At 63.1% G+C, this 9381-nt stretch carries 7 protein-coding genes; all 7 read right to left on the bottom strand.

Translation table 11 applies throughout. The features are described 5' to 3' along the window. Positions 1–70: 70 nt before the first annotated feature. Entirely contained in the window at positions 71–2953 is a 2883-nt protein-coding gene (gene ileS / locus KBW98_RS23180; RefSeq protein WP_211522532.1) for an isoleucine--tRNA ligase, read from the bottom strand. Between the two features lie 86 nt (positions 2954–3039). Further along, positions 3040–4011 carry a bifunctional riboflavin kinase/FAD synthetase gene (locus tag KBW98_RS23175; protein WP_211522531.1) on the bottom strand — a complete coding sequence of 324 codons (972 nt, stop codon included), beginning with the start codon at positions 4009–4011 and terminating at the stop codon, positions 3040–3042. Between the two features lie 252 nt (positions 4012–4263). Continuing rightward, positions 4264–5490, bottom strand: coding sequence for a tetratricopeptide repeat protein (locus KBW98_RS23170; protein ID WP_211522530.1), 1227 nt, complete (start codon positions 5488–5490; stop codon positions 4264–4266). Positions 5491–5558: 68 nt separating this feature from the next. After that, entirely contained in the window at positions 5559–5990 is a 432-nt protein-coding gene (locus tag KBW98_RS23165; protein ID WP_211522529.1) for a biopolymer transporter ExbD, read from the bottom strand. Between the two features lie 94 nt (positions 5991–6084). After that, positions 6085–6513: a biopolymer transporter ExbD gene (locus tag KBW98_RS23160; protein WP_211522528.1), complete on the bottom strand. Its 429-nt coding sequence runs from the start codon at positions 6511–6513 to the stop codon at positions 6085–6087. A 3-nt stretch (positions 6514–6516) separates the two neighbouring features. Continuing rightward, on the bottom strand, positions 6517–7455 hold the full coding sequence (locus KBW98_RS23155; protein ID WP_211522527.1) for a MotA/TolQ/ExbB proton channel family protein: 939 nt from the start codon (positions 7453–7455) through the stop codon (positions 6517–6519). Positions 7456–7538: 83 nt separating this feature from the next. Next, the gene (locus KBW98_RS23150; protein WP_211522526.1) at positions 7539–8198 is read right to left on the bottom strand and encodes an energy transducer TonB; all 660 of its coding nucleotides are present in this window, start codon (positions 8196–8198) and stop codon (positions 7539–7541) included. Positions 8199–9381 lie beyond the last annotated feature (1183 nt).

Raw genomic sequence — 9381 nt, 5'->3', positions numbered from 1 at the left:
GGGGGGTGGGGGGGGGGGGCCCGCCCCCCCCCGCCCCCCCCGGGGCTGGGCGCTGGACCCTAAGAAAGTCTTAGGCGAAACGGCGCGGCTCGCCGCTGCCGAACAGGTTGCTCACGCAGCGGCCGCACAGGCCCGCGTGCGCGTGGTCGTGGCCGACGTCGCGGCGGTAGTGCCAGCAGCGCTCGCACTTTTCCGCTTCCGATGGGGTCACGGTGACGGCTTCCTCGGCTTCGTTCGCCGCTTCGCTCACGCTGGCCTGCGAGGTGATGAAGACGAACTTCAGCTCGTCGTCCAGGCTCGCCAGGGCCTGGTACTTCTCGCCCGCGGCCTTGAGCGCCAGCTCGGCTTGCAGCGAGGAACCGATGGCGCCCGACGCGCGCACTTCCTCGAGCTGCTTGGTGACGCTGGTGCGCACTTCGCGCAGCAGCGCGTACTTGGCCAGCAGGGCTTCGCCATCCGCCAGTGCCGGGAAGGTCCACAGGGTCTGGGTGAAGATGGTCTCGCCGCTCTCCGCGTAGGCCTGCTCGCCCGCGAACACGGCCCAGGCTTCCTCGGCGGTGAAGGACAGGATCGGCGCCATCAGGCGCAGCAGGCTGTGCGCGATGTGCCACAGCGCGGTCTGGGCCGAGCGGCGCGCGTGCGAGTTCACGCCGGTGGTGTACAGGCGGTCCTTGAGGATGTCGAGGTAGAAGCCGCCCAGGTCTTCCGAGCAGTAGTTCTGCAGGCGCGCGACCACCGGGTGGAACTCGTAGCGCTCGAAGCTGGCTGCGACTTCCTGCTGCAGCTGGGCCATCGCGGCGATCGCGTAGCGGTCGATCTCCAGCAGTTCGGCGACCGGTACGGCGTCCTTGGCGTGGTCGAAGTCCGAGGTGTTCGCCAGCAGGAAGCGCAGGGTGTTGCGGATGCGGCGGTAGGATTCGGTGACCCGCTTGAGGATCTCGTCGCCGATCGACAGCTCGCCGGTGTAGTCGGTCGAGGCCACCCACAGCCGTAGGATGTCGGCGCCCAGGGTGTCCGAGATCTTCTGCGGCGCCAGCGTGTTGCCGAGCGACTTGGACATCTTCTTGCCCTGCTCGTCGACGGTGAAGCCGTGGGTCAGCAGCGCCTTGTACGGCGGGCGGCCGTTCAGCATCGAGGAGGTCAGCAGCGAGGAGTGGAACCAGCCGCGGTGCTGGTCCGAACCTTCCAGGTAGAGGTCGGCCGGGAAGGCGGATTGGTCCTTGTGCGAGCCGCGCAGCACGGTCTGGTGGGTCGAGCCGGAATCGAACCAGACGTCCAGCGTGTCCTTGTTCTTTTCGTAGCTGGCCGCGTCCGCGCCCAGCAGGGTGGCCGGGTCGAGCTTCTGCCAGGCGTCGATGCCTTCTTTCTCGATCAGCTGGGCGACCTGCTCCAGCAGCTCGGGGGTGCGCGGGTGCAGCTCGCCGGTCTCCTTGTGGATGAAGAAGGCCATCGGCACGCCCCACTGGCGCTGGCGCGACAGGGTCCAGTCCGGGCGGTTGGCGATCATGCCGTGCAGGCGCGCCTGGCCCCAGTCGGGGAAGAACTTGGTCTCGGCGATGCCGGCCAGCGCGGTTTCGCGCAGGGTCGGGCCGCCGTCCTTTGGCGTGATGTCCATGCCGGCGAACCACTGGCTGGTGGCGCGGTAGACGATCGGGGTCTTGTGGCGCCAGCAGTGCATGTAGCTGTGGTCGAACATCTTCAGTTCGAACAGGGCGCCCGCGCCGCGCAGGGCGTCGCAGATCGGCTTGGAGGCTTCCCAGATGGTCATGCCGCCGAACAGCGGCAGGGTGGAGGCGAAGCGGCCGTCGCCCATCACGGGCTTCAGGATCTCGTCGTCCTTCATGCCGTGCGATTTGCAGGACTGGAAGTCTTCCAGGCCGTAGGCCGGCGCCGAGTGCACCACGCCGGTGCCGCTGTCGGTGGTCACGTAGTCGGCCAGGTAGACCGGCGAGCTGCGGTCGTAGAAGGCGTCCTGGGCGTGCAGCGGGTGCTTGAAGCGCAGGCCGCCCAGCTTGTCGCCCAGGGTGGTGGCGATGACCTTGTATTCCAGCTTGTAGCGCTGCATGACGGACTCGACCAGGTCGGCGGCCAGGATCAGCAGCAGCGGGGCGCCGTCGCGCTCGGCCTGGACCAGGGCGTAGCTCACTTCCGGGTTGACGTTCAGGGCCTGGTTCGAGGGGATGGTCCACGGGGTGGTGGTCCAGATCACGATGAAACCGTAGTCGGTCGGCAGCGAAGGCAAGCCGAAGGCTTGCGCCACTTTGGCAGGTTCCGCGAACGGGAAGCCGACGTCGATCGCCGGGTCGCGCTTGTCCTGGTATTCCACCTCCGCTTCGGCCAGGGCCGAGCCGCAGTCGAAGCACCAGTTGACGGGCTTCAGGCCCCGGTAGACATAGCCTTTTTCCAGCAGGGTGCCGAGCGCGCGCAGCTCGTCGGCTTCATTGCTGTAGGCCATGGTCATGTAGGGATTGTCCCATTCGCCCAGCACGCCCAGGCGGATGAAGCCGGCGCGCTGGCGGTCGATCTGCTCGAGCGCGTAGGCGCGGGCTTTCTGCAGCACCTCGGCGGTCGGCAGGTTCTTGCCGAACTGTTTCTCGATCTGGATCTCGATCGGCATGCCGTGGCAGTCCCAGCCCGGCACATAGGGCGCGTCGAAGCCGGCGATGGTACGCGACTTGACGACCATGTCCTTGAGGATCTTGTTGACGGCGTGGCCCAGGTGGATGTCGCCGTTGGCGTAGGGCGGACCGTCGTGCAGCACGAATTTCGGCCGGCCGGCGGCAGCCTTGCGCACGCGTTCGTAGATCTTCTTGTCCTGCCACTGCTTGACCCAGCCCGGCTCGCGCTTGGCGAGGTCGCCGCGCATCGGGAAGGGGGTGTCGGTCATGTTAACCGGGTATTTGCTTTCAGGCTTCTTTGCGCCTTTCGGCGGGTTCTGTTTGGAGTCGGACATAAGGTTCTTCTAATAAGAAATTGGTTCGATGCGGTAGTCTGGGCGCAGGCCGGTGGGTGACCCGGCCGCGGACGCGGACGGGCGCGTCAAATTCGGTCGGTCGCGGTGAGGGCGCCGTTGCGGTGGGCGAAGAAGGCGCGCGCCTGGGCCGCGTCGCGGTCGATCGCGGCGGTGAGGGTGGCCAGGTCGCCGTATTTTTCCTCGTCGCGCAGCTTGGCCAGGAATTCGACGCGCACCAGCTTGCCGTAGCAGGACTGGGCGAAGTCGAACAGGTGCACCTCGAGCAGCATGCGGCCGGCGTCCTCGACGGTTGGGCGCACGCCCAGGCTGGCGACGGCCGGCAGCGGCTGCTCCGCCAGGCCATGGACCTGGACCACGAAGATGCCCGACAGGGCGGGGCGGTGCACCACGCGCAGGTTCAGGGTCGGAAAGCCGAGCGTGCGGCCCAGCTTCTGGCCGTGGATCACGTGGCCCGACATGGTATAGGGGTGACCGAGCAGCTCGCCGGTGCGGGCGAAGTCGCCTTCGGCCAGGGCGGCGCGCACGGCCGAGGACGAGATGCGCTGGGCGCCGTGCATCACGGCGGGCAGGGTCTCGACCTGGAAGCCGAAGCGCTTGCCGGCCTCCTGCAGCATGGCGATGTTGCCGGCGCGGCGCGCGCCGAAGCAGAAGTCGTCGCCCACCATCAGCCATTTGACGTGCAGGCCGTCGACCAGCACGCGTTCGATGAAATCGTCGGGGGCGATCGAGGCGAAGTGCTCGTTGAAGTGTTCGACGATCACGCGGTCGATGCCGGCCTTGGCCAGGTCGTCCAGCTTGTCGCGCAGGTTGGCGATGCGCGCCGGGGCCTTGGACAGGTCTCCGCTGCGCTGGGCGAAGTACTCGCGCGGGTGGGGTTCGAAGGTCATGACGGCCGCTTCCAGGCCGAGCGAGGCGCTGGCGCTGCGGACGTGCGACAGCAATGCCTGGTGCCCACGGTGGACACCGTCAAAGTTGCCGATCGTGAGCGCGCAGGGTGCGCGCGCCCTGTCGTTGGGAAGTCCGCGGAATACCTTCATCAATTGGTCCAGTTGCACGCGCCGGCGGCTGATGGCGCACGGCACGAAAATACTGATTATACGGTAACTCGGATGTTGCACAGCAGCGAGACCTGATGCAGGGAGGAAGAAGGTCCTTGTCTCCCAGCAGAATCGCCTCGGCACGTAGGGTTGGGGGCGCAGCCGCCCACCCTACGGAAGCTTGAACGCTCGCTTCTTACCGGCAAAAAAAAGCGCCGCCCGAAGGCGGCGCTTTCACGATCGCGAGACGAATCAGGCGATCGGGCGATTGATCGCCATGATCCAGTAGCGGGCCAGTTCGGCGGTGCCTTCCTTGCCGCCCACGCTCTTGAGCGTGCTGATGGCTTGCGACTTCTTGCCGGCCGCGGCATAGGCTTCACCCAGGCGCAGCTTGGCTTCGTCGGCGTACTTCAGGCCGCCGGCCTTGATCGCGGCTTCCATCATCTTCAGGCCCTTGTCGGCCTGGCCAGCCTGCACCAGTGCATAGCCCAGGCCCACGAGCGCGTCGTTGTCCTTGGCGTTGGTGTACTCGGTTTCCAGGGCGGCGACGCCTTTGTTTTGCTCGGCCAGGTTCTTCTCGGCCAGCTCCTTCAGGCGCTGGTGACGGCCCGCGTCCGGACCGGTGCCCAGGGCGCCGGCCTTGTAGCCCTTGTCGATGACCTTCAGCGCTTCGGCCGGGGCTTTCGCCTGCAGCACCAGCTGGGCCATTTCCATGAACTCGCTCGGCTTCTTCATCAGGTTGTTGGCCAGCTTCAGGCGGTACACGTCGACCGACAGGCGGCCCGAGAAGCCCGGCTTGCCCTGCACGCGGTTCAGCAGGTCGTTCCAGTACTGGGCCTTCGGATAGCTGGCGGCCAGTTTCTCGATGGTGTTGACGTAGCCGTTCTTGTCGTTCTTCTTCAGCTGGATGTTGGCCAGCATGCCGAGCTGGTCTTCGCTCAGGCGGCCGCTGGCTTCAGCCTTGCGCAGTTCCGCTTCCAGGGCGGCGACGTTGCCTTGCTTGTAATAGTTCTGCAGCAGGTAGGCGCGCAGCTTGGGATCGTCGCCTTTCTTCAGCAGGTTCAGGATGGTGGTGTTCGCCTTGTTCAGGTCGCCGGCGCGCATGTAGATGCCGACCAGGCCTTCCGAGAACTGCGAACGTTCGCCTGCGCTCAGCTTGCCCGAGTCAAGCAGTTTTTCGAACGAATTGGCGGCGGTGTCCCAGTCACCGGCCGACGATGCCGCGGATGCACGCACGCGCTCGATCAGGAAGCGCTCGTCATCGCTCTTCGCGGCCTTGTCCGCTTCGCGCAGGGTTGCCAGTGCGCCCTTGGCGTTGCCTTGCTTGAGCTGGGTCTGCGCCTGTTGCAGCGGTTTGCCGACTTCCGGACGCAGCGAGACAGCGGCGTGCACGGGGGCCAGGCCGACGACCGGAACGGCCGCGGTGAAACCAAGGGCGGCCAGCGCGAGGCCAAGGTGTGCGAGACGGAATTTAGTCATCTGAAAACATCCTTCTTCAAAATGGACACGGCAGGGAATCCCTGCCGTGTTGGTCAAACATGAAACGGTTACTGGAACTGCTCGTTACCGACCATGCCGATCTTGGTGACGCCGAGGCGCTGGGCGGTTGCCATGACACCGGCCACCACCTTGTACTCTACCAGCTTGTTCGGACGCAGGTGCACTTCCGGCTGGTTGGCCATTGCAGCGATGCCGTTCATCTTGGCTTCCAGTGCCGCACGATTCGGGATGACTTCACCGTCCCAGAGGATGGTGCCGTCGAAGTCCACGTCGATCGTGACCACAACCGGTTTCTCAGTAGACGGCGGCGGGGTGCCGACCGGCATATTCAGATTGACCGAGTGGTTTTGCTTCGGAATCGTGATAATCATCATAATGATGAGAACGAGCAGGACGTCGATCAGCGGCGTCATGTTCATTTCCATCATCGGTTCCGGATCGGCTCCTTTTGCGGAGCCCGAACCTACGTTCATACCCATGATGTTTCCTTTTCAAATGTTGGGGTAACGGACACGGTGCCGGAAACGCCAGGGGAGTGCTCCCTCGGGTTGTCCGGCACCGCGGACAGGACTATCAGCCCTTGTCAGGCGGTTCAATCACGAAACCGACCTTCGCAATCCCAGCACGCTGTGCCGTGTAAATCACCCGGCCGATCGCTTCGTAGCGGGACTCCTGGTCGCCACGAACTTTCACAGCAGGTTGCGGCTGCTTCACCGACTGCTCCGCGAGGAACTTGAACAGCTCGTCCGTGTTCGCGATGCGCGTCTGGTTGTAGTACATCTCGCCATCTTTGTTGATGGTGATATTGACGTCTTCCGGCTTGGTCTTGGTGACCTGGTTCGATTCTGCAGGCAGGGCGACCTTCTGCAGATTCAGCACCACCGGGCTGGTGATCAGGAAGATGATCAGAAGAACCAACATGATGTCGACAAGCGGCGTCGTGTTGATTTCTGACATCACGGCATCTTCATCTCCGCTATCGGAGCCGACACTCATCGACATGATTTAGCCAGCCTTTTTAGCGCTTGCGGCGGCGTTCGAGGTCGACATGGCGCCCGAGATCAGGACCGAGTGCACGTCGGCGCTGAACGAACGGACATCTTCCATGACCGACTTGTTACGACGCACCAGCCAGTTGTAGCCCAGAACGGCCGGGACTGCCACGAACAGACCGAAGGCGGTCATGATCAGTGCTTCACCCACCGGACCTGCAACCTTGTCGATCGACGCGTTACCCGACATACCGATGGCGGTCAGCGCGTTGTAGATGCCCCAGACGGTACCGAACAGACCGATGAACGGCGAGGTCGAACCGACGGTTGCCAGGAACGACAGGCCGTCTTGCAGACGCGACTGGACGCGGTCCACTGCGCGCTGGATCTGCATGGTCACCCAGGTCGACAGGTCGATCTGCTCGAGCAGGGCGCCGTCGTGGTGCTGGGTTGCCTTGGTGCCGGTTTCAGCGATGAAGCGGAACGGCGAGCCTTCTTTCAGCGAAGCCGAGCCAGCTGCGATCGACGGTGCTTTCCAGAACTTGGCCGAGACTTCCTTCGACTGGCGCATGATCTTCTGCTGGTCGATCAGCTTGGTGATGATGATGTACCACGAACCGATCGACATCAGCGACAGGATGATGATGGTGCCCTTGTTGACGAAGTCGCCTTCTTCCCACATGGCGCCGATGCCGTACGGGTTGTGGACTTCTTCGGTTGCCGCGGCCGGAGCGGCTGCGTCGCCCGCCGGAGCAGCGGCGGCGTCAGCTGCCGGTGCTGCTGCGTCGGCTGCCGGTGCTGCTGCGTCAGCGGCCGGAGCGGCGGCTGCGTCAGCTGCTGCCGGAGCTGCCGGTGCGTCAGCGAAGGCCGGTGCGGACACCAGGGCCGATGCTGCCGTTACCGAGAACAGGACAGCCGCCAGGATAGCGGACAAACGGGTATTCTTAAACATGCTTCCTCCAAAATATTAAATAGACAGTTCGCTGAACTAATGACAACGAAAATCAAAAGATGAGACGGTGATCTGCCTCGGTTTTATTCCAGCGTCCAGACGTACTGCACCGCTGTCCACGCCTGTTCCGGCTTGCCATCAACCATGGCTGGCTTGAATCGGCATTTGCTCAGAGCCGACTGTGCGGCCCGGTCCAAGTCACGGAAGCCACTCGACTTCGCCAGCTTGGAATCCATCACACGACCATCGACACCGATCAGGAACTGAAGGGTCGTGGTACCGGTTTCTTCGTTACGCTGCGACGAACGCGGATATTCCGGACGTGCGCAAGTGTTAAAGTCGGCCACGGCTTCGGTGCGGCTCGGGCCACGCGCCGGCGCCGGCGGAGCCGGAGGAGCTGGCGGTGCCGGCGGAGCCAGCGAGGTGGTCGGCGGCGGCGTATTGGTGGCCGTGGTAATCGCGTTGGTCGGCGGCGGCGGATTGTTCACCTGCACTTCGACCGGCGGGATGAACGGAGGCGGCGGGGCCTTCATTTCCGGCGGTGGCGGCGGCGGCGGGGTTTCCGGCGGCGGCGGCGGCTTCACTTCTTCAATCAGCTTGGTCTCGACGGCTTCCGTCACCTTGCTCACGATTCGGGTACCGAGGCCATTCACGATGGCCCAGGCAACCAGCACGTGCAGCAGGAGAACGATAATGAAGCCGGTCATGTTCCGCCCGGGGCTCTTCTCATGCGTAAAATTCATGCCATATTTCTCCAATACCAACTCTTTTTTGTTGCTACTAAACCCACTAAACACGACATAAAGCTAGGAGCCGCATCCGGGACATCGAGGAATTATACCTACGAATTCTTTTTTGCACATACATTTTTACATCACCAAAAGGGTGCCTAACTGCCTGTAAATGCAGGCAAACAAGCTCATCTATACAAGCCAGATGCGGGGTGTCGTGCGGTGAAGGACGCAGAAGAGATTTGTGATTTTATGTAGCAATTCTCCTTATGGTGTAGAAGATCCGGCCAACTTACGTTATTTACCAAATTTCTCACGCAAAATCATTGCGTTGGCAAATTTCATATACCGTAACTCTGGTCTTTTTGCAAACTATAGCCAGTTTTGCGGAAGTTGTGCGTACAGTTGAACCGCGAGGGCTCGGCAGGTCTTCTCCCAGAGAGTATAAATAAAAGTGATAGCAGATATATCGGTTGACATCAGTCAGTCTGATATCAAACCAACACTTTGCATTGACAAAAATGAAAGGTGCGCCCCAAAAAGGGGAGAAGTGAACCTTGCGGAGGGTACGTGATGTGCACGGGCGTGTGTCCAACATGTTCTTGCGAGGGTGTTGAGGGGCTTCTTGCTATTGGATGGAAGAAAGAATGACGTGGTCGTGGTGAAATTGCGTGAATCCAGGGCGGTTGGTAGCGCTAAAGCCTGCAGGCGAAAGCTAAGGGCAGGTGCCATGGAATCTGGGAAGGAAAGAATGGATGCCAAGACAATTTGCTAGCCGCGGGAATGGCTGGGCGTGCTTTCTGGTGCGAAGGATGCGCCTCTACTAATATAAGGACGCAGGGCGCGGCTGGTCCGACGGTGCGGATAAGTCCGGAGGCGCCGGAAGCGGAGGACATGCTGCCGTCCGGGATTCAGGGCACCAGGCTGCCGGCGCTGCAATGCGGCTGGAGGGAGCTTGGCCCGGGGACTGCCGGCCGTCATCCCTCGCGCCGCATGGGTTCGGCTTCAACGCGGGTGGCGCGTGGACGGTAGAGCCGTCCACCCTACGGTTGGTTGCCGTAAGGCTACTGTCTGGGCGCAAGGATGGCGGAGTCGCCCGCCCTTGTGCTGATTGCGGAGCGGACAATGTCTGGACGCGGGGGGGGGGGGGCCCCCCCCCCCCCCCCCGCGGGGGGGGGGGGGGCCCCCCCCCCCC

Source organism: Massilia sp. ST3 (assembly GCF_018119405.1).
Lineage (GTDB): Bacteria > Pseudomonadota > Gammaproteobacteria > Burkholderiales > Burkholderiaceae_D > Telluria.
This window is presented reverse-complemented; position numbering and strand designations above follow the sequence as displayed.